At 64.1% G+C, this 13,128-nt stretch carries 11 protein-coding genes; 1 reads left to right on the top strand and 10 read right to left on the bottom strand.

Annotated features, from left to right (window positions below):
• Positions 1-7 precede the first annotated feature (7 nt).
• Positions 8-1,609: an acyl-CoA ligase (AMP-forming), exosortase A system-associated gene (locus JM946_RS15895; RefSeq protein WP_203168324.1), complete on the top strand. Its 1,602-nt coding sequence runs from the start codon at positions 8-10 to the stop codon at positions 1,607-1,609.
• On the opposite strand, the gene JM946_RS15890 is transcribed toward JM946_RS15895, so the two are convergent.
• The 10 genes from JM946_RS15890 to JM946_RS15845 form a co-directional block, all read right to left on the bottom strand.
• Entirely contained in the window at positions 1,600-3,006 is a 1,407-nt protein-coding gene (locus JM946_RS15890; protein ID WP_203168323.1) for an O-antigen ligase family protein, read from the bottom strand. The genes JM946_RS15895 and JM946_RS15890 overlap by 10 nt on opposite strands.
• Positions 3,003-4,151, bottom strand: a complete 1,149-nt coding sequence (locus JM946_RS15885) for a glycosyltransferase family 4 protein (protein ID WP_203168322.1) — start codon at positions 4,149-4,151, stop codon at positions 3,003-3,005. The genes JM946_RS15890 and JM946_RS15885 overlap by 4 nt, the downstream gene beginning before the upstream one ends.
• Complete coding sequence (locus tag JM946_RS15880; RefSeq protein WP_203168321.1) at positions 4,148-5,095, bottom strand: alpha/beta hydrolase; 948 nt, start codon at positions 5,093-5,095, stop codon at positions 4,148-4,150. Before JM946_RS15880 ends, JM946_RS15885 begins: the two co-directional genes overlap by 4 nt.
• Positions 5,092-5,931: an alpha/beta fold hydrolase gene (locus JM946_RS15875; RefSeq protein WP_203168320.1), complete on the bottom strand. Its 840-nt coding sequence runs from the start codon at positions 5,929-5,931 to the stop codon at positions 5,092-5,094. Before JM946_RS15875 ends, JM946_RS15880 begins: the two co-directional genes overlap by 4 nt.
• Positions 5,928-7,058 (bottom strand): glycosyltransferase, encoded by a 1,131-nt coding sequence (locus JM946_RS15870; RefSeq protein ID WP_203168319.1) that lies wholly within the window; start codon positions 7,056-7,058, stop codon positions 5,928-5,930. The genes JM946_RS15875 and JM946_RS15870 overlap by 4 nt, the downstream gene beginning before the upstream one ends.
• A 25-nt stretch (positions 7,059-7,083) precedes the next feature.
• Positions 7,084-8,076 carry an NAD(+) synthase gene (gene nadE / locus JM946_RS15865; protein ID WP_203168318.1) on the bottom strand — a complete coding sequence of 331 codons (993 nt, stop codon included), beginning with the start codon at positions 8,074-8,076 and terminating at the stop codon, positions 7,084-7,086.
• Between the two features lie 31 nt (positions 8,077-8,107).
• Positions 8,108-9,613 (bottom strand): class I adenylate-forming enzyme family protein, encoded by a 1,506-nt coding sequence (locus JM946_RS15860; RefSeq protein WP_203168317.1) that lies wholly within the window; start codon positions 9,611-9,613, stop codon positions 8,108-8,110.
• A 19-nt stretch (positions 9,614-9,632) separates the two neighbouring features.
• The gene (locus JM946_RS15855; RefSeq protein WP_203168316.1) at positions 9,633-9,890 is read right to left on the bottom strand and encodes an acyl carrier protein; all 258 of its coding nucleotides are present in this window, start codon (positions 9,888-9,890) and stop codon (positions 9,633-9,635) included.
• Between the two features lie 76 nt (positions 9,891-9,966).
• The gene (gene asnB, locus JM946_RS15850) at positions 9,967-11,895 is read right to left on the bottom strand and encodes an asparagine synthase (glutamine-hydrolyzing) (protein ID WP_203168315.1); all 1,929 of its coding nucleotides are present in this window, start codon (positions 11,893-11,895) and stop codon (positions 9,967-9,969) included.
• A gap of 98 nt (positions 11,896-11,993) precedes the next feature.
• Positions 11,994-13,124 (bottom strand): GNAT family N-acetyltransferase, encoded by a 1,131-nt coding sequence (locus JM946_RS15845; protein WP_203168314.1) that lies wholly within the window; start codon positions 13,122-13,124, stop codon positions 11,994-11,996.
• Between the last annotated feature and the right edge of the window lie 4 nt (positions 13,125-13,128).

Below are 13,128 nucleotides of genomic sequence, written 5' to 3'. Positions count from 1 at the left end.
CGCCGGGATGACGTTACTGCACCACCTTCTGGATCGATCCACCCGCCTGACGCCCGGCAAAGACGCCGTGCGTTATCGGGGTGAGGGGACTTCCTATGCGCAGCTGCAGGACATCAGCATGCGCACGGCGAGCGGCCTCCAAGCGCTGGGCGTGGCGCGCGGCGATCGAGTGGTGATCTTCCTGCCGAACCGCCCCGAGGCCGTCGAAATCGCGCTGGCTTGCAGCCGCATGGGCGCGATATTCATCCCGGTGAGCCCGATGCTTCGCAGCCGTCAGCTCACTCATATCCTGCGCGACAGCGGCGCCACGACGCTGGTGCTCTCCGACTCGCTGCTGCCCTACGCCTTATCGAGCATCGAAGACAGCGGCGCCGTGCGCAACGTCGTGCTGGTCGAGGCCAAACAATCGCTGAAGCAGATTCGCCGCGAGGTGCGTCAGCTGCGCATCGAGGAGCTGCGCTCATACGAGCCGATCGGCGCGAACGCCGTGGCGATCGATCGGGACCTCGCGGCCATTCTGTATACCTCCGGCAGCACCGGCCCCGCCAAGGGCGTGATGATCTCGCATCACAACCTGGTCTCCGGGGCGGTGTGTGTCGCTCAGTACCTCGAGAACACTTCGGACGATCGCCTGCTCGCCGCCCTGCCGCTGAGCTTCGATTACGGACTGAGTCAGATCACGACCGCCTTTCACGTCGGCGCCTGCGCGACGCTCACCAACTATTCCATGCCCGCCGCCATCGTGCAGGAGGCAGCGGCCGAAAAGATCACCGGTCTCGCTGGTGTGCCGACCATGTGGGCGTATCTGGCCGCGGCCGAATGGCCCGCCGCTGCACGGGACAGACTGCGATACATCACCAATTCGGGCGGCGCGCTGACTCAAACTCTGATTCGCTCGCTGCGCGCGCGTCTGCCCTCGGCGCGCCTGTTCTGCATGTATGGGCTCACCGAAGCGTTCCGCTCGACCTATCTCGATCCCGACCGGATCGATGAGCGACGCGGCTCGATCGGCAAGGCCATTCCCAATCAGGAAATCCTGCTGGTGCGATCCGACGGGAGCCGCTGCGAGCCGGGCGAGACCGGCGAGCTGGTTCACCGCGGCTCATTGGTCGCGCAAGGCTATTGGAACAACCCCGAGGCCACGGCCAGGCGCTTTCGCTCCGTGCCCGCCTGGGTGTCCACGGCGACTGCCGGCGAGATGGCGGTATGGTCGGGCGATCTGGCGCGCACCGATGCCGACGGATATCTGTATTTCGTGGCGCGCGCCGACCAGCTGATCAAAACATCCGGCTATCGAGTCAGCTCGACCGAGATAGAGGACATCGTGAGCGAAGTCGACGGCGTGATCGAAAACGTGGCGTTGGGCATCGCCGATGAGCTGCTCGGTCAGAAGATCGTGGTGGCGGTGGCTGGCAGCGTCGGCGACGCAGAAGCGCTGATCGAGCGGATCCGCCGCCATTGCCGGCTGCATCTGCCGCCGTACATGGCGCCCGCCGACATCCATGTGCTCGAAGCGTTGCCCAGAAACGCCAACGGCAAGCCCGATCGGCCCGCTCTCGCGAAATGGATCGAGAGCTCCCGAACGGATTATGTGAGTCGTCAGGCCTGAGGTCGGCGCCCGAGCGAGGGCGTCGCGACCTGGCCGCCGCCCTTCGGATCATCGGTCGCCGGCGGCACCGCGATGCCCCGACGCGGCTTGCGAACCGCCGGATTGCGTCCCAGCGCCTCCGCAACGCTCACGTTCAGCGATGTCGCGACCATGTTTCGAAGCGAAAGCAACAAGCCGGTGAACACGAACACGTGCGGATAGTAAGCCGCGGACAGGAACGCGCCGGCCGTCGCGAAGCCCAGCACCGCGCCACTGCTGAGCACGAGCACTCGATTCGCAAAGGCGAGCTTGGCCGGATCCACATCGGGTCCGGCGCGCTTGCGCACGAAGCGCCGCATCTTGCCGTTCGCACGGATGTTGCCCCACGTGAGCACCAGGAAAGTGATGATGCCCGGCAGGCCCAGCTCGCCCAGCACCAGGAAGTAGCTGGAGTGCGCCGTGAGCCAGGGCATGCCCTGCGCTTCGGGCGGCCGATATTTTGTGCCGAATGAAATCGCATAATGACCCGCGCCGACGCCGGTGATCGGATGATCGGCAGCCATGCGAAGGCCGGCTTTCCAGGCGGTGATGCGGCCCATGGCGGAGCCTTCCGTCTCGTAGTTGGCGATGGTCCCGAGTCGCTGGAAATAGACTGGCGGCGCGTAGACCAGCACCACCAGGCCGACCACGGCCACACCGGCCAGCACCGCCATCTTGCGCGGGCTGATGAGCCACAGATAGATCAGCACCGCGCCCAAGCCCAGCGCCGCACCTCGGGACTGAGAGGCGATGATCGCCAGCAACCCGATGCCCACGCCTGCCCAGGCAAACCAGCGGCCCCAGCGCGTGGTCGCGCCGAGCGCCATCGAGATGGCGAACGGGATCAGGATGCACAGCGACATGGAGAAATCGTTGCCGTCGCCGAGGAAGGTCGCGCCGATGATGTAGTTGCGCTCGTTGGGGTTCATCACGACGGCGGGATTCATCGCGAGCAGGAACAAATGGGCGAGCAGCAACGTCGCGATCACGCCCCGAAACCGCGCCTCGCTGGTGACGATGCGCGCGATCATGATGAACATGATCGCGTAGCCCAACACCAGCTTGAAGATGTTGTACACATAGAGGCTCACGTCGGCGTGAGCAAACGAGAACGCGATCAGGGCGACGAAGATCGGGATCCATTTGGTGAGCGGATCCGCCAGGATCTCGCGCATCGACCGCATGCCGGGCGCAAAGCACGTGGCGACGAACAGCGACAAAGGAATGGCGCTGTAAAGGAACGGCACTCGCAGAAAAGCGAAGTAGCTGGCCGGGCGCGCGTATTCCAGGAACAGCGCGAGCAGCAGCCAATAGTAGTAGATGCGAGTACTGCGCTCGACTTGTTCGGGCGTGACCTGCGCTTGGCGGCGCCGGTTCATGCGCTCACGCTGCAGAGTCTTTCGTAGACGTCCATGAGCTTGCGGGTCCGGACATCGAAGGAGAACTCCGCACACACACGGGCGTGCGCGGCGTCCCCCATCCTGGCGAACCCGTCCGGATCGCGCAAGTAGCGCTCGATGCCGGCGGTGAGCGCCTCGAGCGAATGCGGCGGAATCAGCCACGCGCCCTTGCCATGCTCGACCACTTCCGCCGTGCCGCCGACCGCGGTCGCCACGATGGGCACCCGCAGGTAGGCCGCCTCCAGGATGACGTTGGGCATGCCTTCGGTGAACGAGCTTTGTACCACCAGGTCGATATCGGCATACAGCTTGGGCATGTTGTCGATGTAGCCCAGAAACTCGACCCGATCGGCGATGCCCAGCGAGGCCGCCAGGGCGCGCAGTTCCTGCTCCAGTGGCCCGATGCCGGCGAACTGAAGTTTCAACCTGGGATAGCGTGGCGCAAGTGCGGCGATGGCCCGCAACAGCAAGTCCTGTCCCTTCTCCGGCGATAGACGGCCGACATTGAGCACGGTCGCGCCGGCGCTGGTGTCGCGCTTGGGCCTGGGCGTCTCCACGATCTCACGACCATAAACGCCGAGCACCAGCGCGTTCGGCAACACCTGCACGCGACGATCCGGCAGCCACCAGCGCGGCACCAGATTGCGCGTCGCCTGCGATACCAGAAACACCACATCGAAGCGAGGCAGAACGAACTTGTCGACTGCGCGAAACACGCGTCCGCGCAGATCGTTCGCGATCCAACCATGCGCCGTGCAGGCAAGTTTGATCGGGCGGCGGCGACGCACCAGCAACGCAAGCACGTTGGAGCGGAACTCACTGGTGTGCAAGACATCGATCTGCAGCCGATCGATGAGCTCGACGATACGGTCGACCAGCTCGGCAGCAATGCCCCGCCGATCCTGTATCACGTGCACGTTGAGGCCACGCGCTTGCGCGCCTTCCACCAGCGCATGCTTGCCGCCCGAGGCGAACGCGCCGATGTGATATTCGACGCGCTGGGCGTCGATGTGACTACCGGTCTCGAGAATCGTGCGTCCGGGCCCGTCCACCCACGGCGAATCGCGAAGATGCAGCACCCGCAGTGGACGCCTCGCCGGCATCATGTTGGCAGCGGCGTTCACTTGAATCGCTCATCCAGCCAGCGGCCCGTCAACACCCGCGCCTGCGCCATCCAGGCGGGATCGCCCAACACGTGATTTGCCTGCGGAATGACCTCGACGGTCAACAGCGATGCGAACTTCTCCAGCGCGGCGCGCCAGGGCGCGACGAACTTCTCCTGATATTCGAACTGCAATCGATCCGCACCGCTGAAAATGAGCAGCGCCGAACGGTTCCGTTGCAACAAGCCGAACATTGCCGGAGCATATTTCGGATTGAGATTTGCGGCCGTCGCGCTTTCCGGCGGCGGCACCCGCGTATCGCTGACCGTTTTGCCCTTCGCGCCCGCGCCGAGCTTCGGAAACAGCGAGCGCAGAATGGAGCGGAAGTCGCTCTTGAAACTCAGCAGCCGGAGCCACGCGGACGGGTTCATCAGCTTGGAAAGATACGTTCCACGCATGTCACGCAGCTGACCCTGGGTCATGTTCTGTGACTCGTGCTGACCTGACGCATCCAGCACCACGGGAATGCCGATGGCGTACAAGGCGACGACTGACTCGTCGACCTCCGAGGCCAACAATCCCGTCAACGCGCCACCGCACAGGCCGCCGATCACGAAACGTTTCAAACCGTGCTCCCGCTGCAACCAGCGCAAGGCCGTGCGCGCATCGTCCACATGGCGGCCAAGCTGCACCTGGCGGTACAACTGATCGAGCTGCTGCTCGGGCAGATCGCCTTCGGAATCGCCGAGCCCGTGGAAATCCACGCGCATCACCGCGATACCGCGCTCGAGAAACTCGGCAGCAAGCTTGCGATACAGCCGATGCGGAGCGACCCGCATTTTAACGCCCGGCGACAACAGCACACAGCCGAGATCGGTCTTGGGAGCGCCGGGCGGCGGCAGCTCGAACATGCAGTGCAGCGCATGCCCCGCGCTGTTTCTTAGCGAAACGATCTGTTCGCTCATGTCGTCAATCCGTTGAGCCATTCGAGCGTGTCGGCGGTGAACCCGCCGGCCCGCTTGTGAAATTGCTTGGTTTCGCGCCAGAACGGCGGCTCGGCTTCCAACGCGAGCTGCAACCGCGGACGCGTCGAGGCGAGGACCCTGAGCGGCTCGGACGGCGCATTCTGCTCGCCCTTGGGTACTTCGATGAGCAGCGCCGGTCCCTGGAACAGCTCCTCCCGCTGCGCCAGACGCAGCGCCGCGATGCCTCGATACAGATCCGCGGTCAGGCCGTAGCCGTCGACCACCACGACCTCACCATCCAGGATGGCCTTGATCAGCGCATCTCGCATGCGGGTGACTTTGCCCTGCGTGGCCATCTGCGTCGTCATGTTCGAGCGCAGCAGCTGACCGAAATAATCTTCGCCATCCAGGATGGGATCCCAAATGGCCACGGCGCGTACGTCGCTCGCCGCACGTGTCTGAGCAACAGCCGCGATCGAGCCTCCCAGGCGATGACCAACTAGTACGACGTCGTGGGTCGACCATCGATTCTTCGCGGCGGCTATCGCCCGCAAGGTATCTTCGATGCGCGTCTCGATGGTCGACTGCTCGAAATCCAGCGCGCTATCGCCTTCGCCGCGCATATCGAAGCGCAGCACGTTGAAACCTGCCTGCGCCGCCTCACGCGCGAAAGTCACATACACGCGATGCGACCACAGCTTCTCCTCGGCGAAGGCGTGGCACATCACGATCGTGCCACGCGCGGCCTGCGCCGCCGGGTGCAGAAACGCGAACAGCCGCTCGTCGCCCGAGCCCAGAAATACCGGCTCTTCGATCAAAGGCCGCGCGGCGCTCATCCCGGCCTCCTCGTCGGCTCCCAGATTTCCACCCGAGAGCCCGACAGCCACAGCGCCAGCGCTTTGAGCGCCGCGACATTCACCAGGAGGAAAAAGGCGCCGAGCCGGACCAGCGACACTTTCGCGGCCAGCGTGGGCCACTTCAGACCGGCGACGGCCGCGACGTACAACACGGCCTGACCGACAAACATCAGCAGATACAGCGGCTGCGAGCGCAGCGTCCACGCCGCCAGCAAGCAGCCGATCATCGGCAAAGGCGCAAGCCATCGCATCAGCTTGTGCGACCAGAGGATGAAGCTGAAAGCCGGGTAGCCGAAAGGATTGAGCAGACTGGCGTTGCCGAACAGCGCTGTGAGTCCGCGTTGAAAGGTCCGCACCTTGCGAGTGAACTCGGCGCTCTGACTCGACGTCGCGGTCATCGAGCCGCGCGCCAGCGGCTCGGCCAGCGCTCGCTTGCCAGCCTTGACCGTGACCAGCACGGAGAGGAAGTCGGGCGCCATGCCGGCGATGAACGGCTTGCACAGCTCGCGACGCTGCGCATAGAAACATCCGCTCGCGCCGGCGATCGAGTGCAGCTTCGCCTCCTCTCGCCGCAGCAGCAGCTCGAGCCGGCCATACAGACCTTCGGTCTGCGTGCCCTCGATATAGTCTTCGCCAGACACACAACCAATTGCGGGGTCGGTGAAGTGCGCGAGCAGCGCGCGCAGCGACTGCCGCTCCAGAATGATGCCGGCGTCGGTGAACACGACGATCTCGCCGGTGGCCCGCTCCAGCCCGGCGTTGAGCCCGGCGGCTTTGCCAGCGCGAGTCGGCAAGTTGAGCGTGGTGACCGATTCGAAGCGCGCCGCCCGCGCCAGCGTGTCGTCGGTGCACGCATCGCCAATCACCAGGATCTGCATTTTGTCCTTGGGGTAGTCCAGCTCCGCCAGATTGCGCAGCCGCGCCTCGATGCGTCGCGCCTCGTTGTGCACGGGCAGGATCACCGTGACGGTCGGCTCGTAGCGCTCGGCCCCCGCATGAGTCTTGCGGCCCGCGAGCCGGTTGATGGCCACCAGCAGCGCAGGATAGATCGCGTACGGATACGCGATCGCCACCAGGCACACCCAGAAGAACGTCTCCACTTGCATGGTCTCGTCAGCGTCCGCCCTGCCGTCAGACCTTGATCTCGTTCACCGGCTCGACCAGCTGCGGCCTCAGGTGCATGTAGCGCGTCGCGCGTCGCTTGGCTTCGATGTCACGATACACATTGGCGGCCTGCTGTGGCGTGATGTTGATGGCGGCCGCCAGCTCCTCCGAGGAGTAGCCGTGGTTGAGTGCGTACAGCGCGATGTCCATCTGCTGGTAAGGCAACGCGAAATAGAACTCGTCCTGACCCTGCGCAAGGCTGTAGGTGTCGGTGGTCGGAATGGCCTCGCAGATTTCTTTCGGCAGCTGCATGTGCCGGGCGAGCGCATACACCTGCGTCTTGTACAGGTGCGCGATGGGCTTCACATCGGCGCTGCCATCGCCGTTCTTCACAAAAAAGCCCTGATCGTATTCGAGCCGGTTGGGCGTGCCGATGACCGCGTAGTTCAGCCGATCGGCATGGAAATACTCGACCGTCTTACGAATGCGCTGCTTGTGATTGGTCGCCGCGACGATCTGCAGATATTCCGGCAACGGCAGGCGCGCCTGCCTGGTTTCGCCCTGCGGCGATTGCACCACCAGCTGAAAATGATTGATCTGGCCTTCCAGCCCGCCGCTGATGACGATCTTGTTCTTCCAGCCCTCGCCGTATTCAGGAAACACTTTGCGAATGGCCTCGTCGCGCCACTGGTAACAACCGATGCCTTCCAGCGCCGGCGCGATATCGAACACTTCGTAGCGAATGCCCAGATGTTCGGCGAGCTGGCGACCTCGGGCGGTGCTGAAGCCGGAGGAATCGCGCTCGGGCAACATCAGGCCGTACACTTTGTCCTTGCCGAGTGCCTTCACGCACAGCGCGGAGCTCACCGAGCTGTCGATGCCGCCAGACATGGCGCATACGAAACCGCGACGGCCCACATCCTTGGCGAGAATCGAGCGCAAGCGCGTGGTGATCGTCTCGATGACACGATCGTTGTCCATCTCCAGCACCGATGCATCGAGCGGCTTGCGTGCGGCCATGAATACCTCTAAAGACTTTATGGGTTGCGATTCAAGCGAGTTTGAAACGTTGAACTTTGCCGGAGGAGGTGCGCGGCAGCGAGGCGGCGAACTCGACGACCTTCGGCACTTTGTAATTGGCCAGGTTCTGGCGGCAATGCGCCTTCACGCCCATGAGATCGGCGGCCACGCCTTCACGCAGCACGATGACGGCCTTGATCGCCTGACCCAGCACCGGATCGGCGATGCCGGTCACCGCGACTTCCTGCACGCCGGGGAACGTGGCCAGCACTTCCTCGACTTCCTGCGGGCTGACGCGGAACGCGCCGACTTTGATCATGTCGACGGCACGGCCGTCGATGTATAGAAAACCTTCTTCGTCGAAGTGACCGAGATCGCCGGTGTGCAGCCAGCCGTCTTGCAACACCTGGGCGCTCAACTCCGGCTGCCGCCAGTAGCCGAGCATGACATTCGGGCCACGCGCGCAGATCTCGCCCACCTCGCCTGCCGGCAGCACGCGCCCCTCGGCACGAATTTCGATGTCGATGCCCGGCAGCGGCTTGCCTACCGAACCCAACTTGCGCTCGAGCTCGGTCGGATCGAGATAGCTCAGACGCGCCGTTGCCTCGGTCTGGCCGTACATGATGAACACCTGTGTATGCGGCAACTGCTCCCGCAGCTTCTCGATCTGCGCGCGCGGCATGGAGCCGCCGGCCTGAGTGATGTAACGCAGCTGAGAAAGATCGAAGTCGCTCAATTGGCAACGGCCCAGCAACAGCGCAAACGTCGACGGCACGCCGGGGAAACCGGTGACGCGCTCGTCCTGCATGCGTCGGAGCGTCTGCTGAGGAAACGCAAAGTTATCTTCCAGCAGCAGCTGCGCGCCGGCGATCACATTGCTGTTCAACACCGAGCTGCCATAAGAGAAATGGAATGGCAGCCCGCACAGCACCTTGTCCGAAGGCTGGATCTTCAGATAGGCGGCGATGGCGCGAGCATTGGCGAGCAGATTGCCGTTGCTCAACACGACACCCTTGGGACGCGAGGTCGTGCCCGAGGTGTAGATCATCATGGCCGGTGCATTGGCCGGAAGATCTCGCAGCTCCGGCTCAGCCGCGCCGAGCGCCGCACAGAACTGATCGCATCCCGCGCTGCCCGGCTGCAGGTCGACGGTCACGGTCAGCGGCGCCACGGCAGAGAGAGCGACGGACAATGCCGCCCACTCGGGATGTCCAGCATCGGCAATCACGACCCGGCAGTCCGCATGCTCGATCTGTCGCGAAAGAACGCTGGCGCGCTCCTGCACGTTGAGCGGCACGGCGACGCAGCCCGCAGCCATGACCCCGAAATAGCTCGCGACATACTGAGGTGAATTGCGAACGAAGAGCGCAACACGCGAGCCCGGCGCGATGCCGTTGCGAACGAGGATGCCCTGCGCGCAACCGACCGCACGACGCAGCTGCCCATACGTCCATACATCGCCATGCCACGACAACGCCGGCGCGTCCGGCGTCTGCCGGGCGCACTGGTCGAAATCATGAATCAGCGAGCCGCTCATGTCCGCAAACAACGGCTCGTCAGGCGGCCTGACGCTTGGAGTGCACGAACGCGGCGATCTTGTTCACGCCGTCCAGGTTGTCCGGGATCATCTCCTCGTCCTTCACCTTCACGCCCAGCTGCTCTTCGATGAAAAAGATGATCTCCAGCATGCCGGTGGAATCGACGATGCCGCGCTCGAGCAGCGAATCGTCCAGGCCGAGCGCCGACTTGTCGTCGGTGAACAGGTAGTTTTCCAGGATGAAGGCGCGAACTTGTTCACGCAGCGCGTCGGTCATGAGGTTTCCTCGGTTATCTATCGATCGATGATCTGAAGGCGGCTGACGCGAGCGTCGCTGCTCGCGTACGAAATTGCTACTCGAACTTCCGGCCCGCGACGAACTGCGCGTGCCACAACTGGGTGGACAGGATGCCGACCAAGGCCATGTTGTCGCGAGCCGCCGGGACTTTGGCCCGCTGTAGCTTGGCGACCAGACGCGCGACCTTGTCGGGGTCGAAATAGCCGTAACGCGCGATTTCCTGCGGACTCAGCAATTCTGTCACATATTCGGGCGGCTGTGAGCCGACGAAGGCCGCCGCGTCCGGCGCCCGGTACGGCTGCTTATGCCGCTGCAGAATGGCGCCAGGCAAGCGCTCACGCATCGCCTGCTTCAACAGGTGCTTCTCCTTCAGCACGCGCATTTTGTAGCGCGGATGCAAGCGGTTCGCGAACTCGATCAGGCGATGGTCCAGGAACGGAAAGCGCCCCTCCACCGAACTCGCCATCAGCATGCGATCGCCCTGCGCCGAGAGCAGATAGCTCGGCAACAGCGTCTTGGCTTCGAGATATTCGCCGCGATTGAAGCGGTGCCAACCGCGCATCTGCGCCGGCAGCGAGTCGCGCAGTCGCTCCACCGCCGAGCCTTGCACACGGCTGCGCAGATCATCGGACCAGAACAACTTGCATTGGGCCGTGGTGGCCCAGCGCGGTAGATGCGAGAAACATGGATCGTCCGGATTCTGCAGCCCGACGCCGAAGAATTCCTTCAGATACGCCGCGCTCTGCGCGGACGTGAGATTCAGATACGGATACAGCCGCTTCAGCAGGCCCGGCCGCCAGCTCGATTCGGGCTGCTGCGCCCAGAAGTGCCGCACCTTGGCTTCCTTAAAAATATCGTAGCCGCCGAGCACCTCGTCGGCGCCCTCGCCGGTCAGCACCACCTTCACATCCGAACGACGCACCAGGCCTGACAACATCTGCATCGGCGCGGGCGCCGTGCGCAGCACGGGCATCTCGCTGTGATAGATGGTTCTGGGGAACGCACGGGCGATATCGGCGGTCGAGCACTGCACGTGATTGTGCGAGGTGCGTAGATAATCCACGACTGTACGTTGGTGCACGGACTCATCCAGCCCGGCATCGTCGAACCCGATCGAGAACGTGCGCAGCGTCTGGGGCACGCGCTCCTGTAACAGCGCGACGAGCGTCGAGGAGTCCAGGCCGCCCGACAGATAGGCGCCGACCGGAACGTCCGCACGCAGACGCAATCGGGTGGCGTCGGCGAGAATCTCGCGCAGCTCGTGTTCGAGATCGCCCTGGGCGGCGCGGCGATGCTCGCCCGGTTCAGGGAAACTCCACTCCCAATATTTCTTGTGGACCATCGCGCCGTTCTCGACGATCAGCATCTCGCCGGGACCGAGCTGGCTGATGCCCCGGAACATGGTTCGCGGCGCCTGGGGCGCCCAGAATGTCATGAGCTCATCGAGGCCGTCCGGATCCAGCGCGGCAGATACGGCGCCGCTGGCGAGGATGGATTTCACTTCCGAGGCGAACACCAATTCGTCTTTGGTCTTCGCGTAATACAGCGGCAGGATGCCGGCGCGGTCGCGGACCAGCAGCATGCGACGCTTGGGCTGATCCCAGATCGCGAACGAGAACTGTCCGTTCAGCTCATCGACGAAGCGATCACCAAGCTCCTCGTAGAGATGCACGATCACTTCGGTGTCGGTGTGGGTGTAGAAACGATGACCGCGCGCTTCGAGGAACTGGCGCAGCTCGATGTAATTGAAGATCTCACCGTTGTAGGTGATCCACACCGTGCGTCGGCCATTGTGGATGGGCTGCGCGCCGCCGCCCAGATCGATGATGCTCAGACGCGCATGTCCGAGACCGACGCCCGGCTCGATGTGATAGCCGTCGCCGTCCGGCCCGCGATGGGCGATCGCCTGCACCATGCGCTCGAGCCGGGATTGCTCAGGCAGCCGTTGCGCATCGAAATAAAGGGTGCCTGCTATGCCACACATGCTCAGAAAATCGAGGTGAAAACCGCTGGCCCGATGCCGCGGCAATTGTCCGGGATTTTGCCATTGCAGCGCGTGACCGGAGTCACGAGCAAGCGCCCTCAGCTGTCAATCCCAGCGACAGTGGCTGGCTTTTTCCCCGGCGATTGCGCCGATTGTTGCCGGCCGCGCCAGCGTCGGGCCAGGGCGCCCATTATGTCAGCGCCCAGCGCCATCGTGCCGCGTAGGTTGTACGGGTAGAAAGCCAGCGTGCCATAGTCCCGCCGGTCACGCGCCCATATTGTCAGCCAGGGCTCGGCGCTGCCCAACATCTCGAAGGTCTTAAGGCCCAGACCGAAGGCCTCGCGCAGCGCCTCCCACATCAGCTGGACGCCGGGCGAATGCTCGGCCCAGCGCTCGTCGTAGCCGATTTTGAGCACCCACCAGCGCTGCGCGTACACGGCTGCGATCTGCATCGCCAGCGGCGCACCGTCCAGCCTTAGAAAACACAGCCGCAGCTGGCCTTCTGCCGCAAGCCGCCGCGCCAGCAAACGGTAGAAGCCGCCCAGAGCCGGATGGGTCAGCATGGCGCTGCCGTTGCGCGCCTTCCAGCTCGACGCTTCGACTTGCATGGCTTCCGACAAACCGGCATCCACGCTCGCGGCGGACGGTGTCTGGATCTCGACCGTCACCCGCCCCAGCTTTTCCAGGGCCCGCCGGGCGCGGCGGAAATCCTGTCGCCGCCGGGACGAGAGCGACTGCAGGTACTGCTCCCAGGTTCCGTCGATCGAGACGAACGGCGCGCCGGCTGCACTGAATTGCAGCAGCTGCCCTCGCCCTCGCGCCGCCGCTTTGAAGGCGGGGAGCAGCGGATCGTCGAGGGCAATGCGTTGGAGAACAACCGGGCGACCGGCTTCGATGACAGCACGGCAAAGCTCGCTGAGCGCGGCGGAATCCCGATAGACAAACCCGCACGGCTCGAACAGCACCGCCGCCCCGGCGATTTCGATGCGCTCCGCCTGGGCGCTTCGAGCAAGCACGAGCGGCGCGGAAGCAGCGACCTCACCATCGCGCAACAGCTGGATCCATCGCAGCGAGCCCGGCTCATGGAGCGTTTCGGCGGCGGTCGCGAGCCATTGCGGCGAAAGGCACAATTGCTGAGCCGGTTGCGGCAAATGGGTCCAGCCCGAGAGCAACGATTGAAGCGACTCGACCCGTCGCAGGATCTCGACGGTCTGGCGCGTCGAGATCATCGAG

It is taken from the genome of Steroidobacter gossypii, from assembly GCF_016801985.1.
Lineage (GTDB): Bacteria > Pseudomonadota > Gammaproteobacteria > Steroidobacterales > Steroidobacteraceae > Steroidobacter > Steroidobacter gossypii.
Note: the sequence above shows the minus strand (reverse complement) of the source record. Positions and strands in the feature narration are given on the sequence as shown.